Annotated in this window: 1 protein-coding gene; it reads left to right on the forward strand. The window is 42.2% G+C overall.

Annotation, left to right across the window (positions count from 1 at the left end; genetic code table 11):
- Positions 1-66: 66 nt before the first annotated feature.
- On the forward strand, positions 67-481 hold a 415-nt coding region (locus tag ACTHUR_RS19600), incomplete at its 3' end, for a nicotinamidase (RefSeq protein ID WP_440400458.1).

The following is a 481-nucleotide window of genomic DNA, read 5'->3' on the forward strand; positions in this document are numbered from 1 at the left end:
ACGTACATGGGTAATAAATGCTCAATTTGAATAATGTAAAATGAAATCAATAGGTTAAATTAATCCATGATTGTTTCTATCGATGTCGATGCACAAAAAACGTTTACGCCTTTGTGTCCGAAAGAATTGCCTGTTGCCGAAGGTCATCTGATTGCGGATGAACTCAATGCCCAAGCTGCATTGGCGGATTTACGCGTGATGACGAAAGATGCGCATCATGTTGCGGCAAAATGGCTTGTGGATAATCCTGTTGATATGTTAAAACCGACGGGTTTACCCGATGCGGATTTGACTTGGGTGTCACATGCGATGGTTGGAACATATGGCTATGAATTGTTGGATGGCCTGCCTTCAGCCAAGGAATACGATTATTGTGTTTGGAAAGGCATTGATCCTGAGTTACATCCTTACGGCGCATGTTTTCACGATATTGAAGAAAAGCTCAGTACAGGTTTGATCGAATGGTTGCGCTGTCAAAATG

It is taken from the genome of Neisseria sp. P0021.S007, assembly GCF_051956855.1.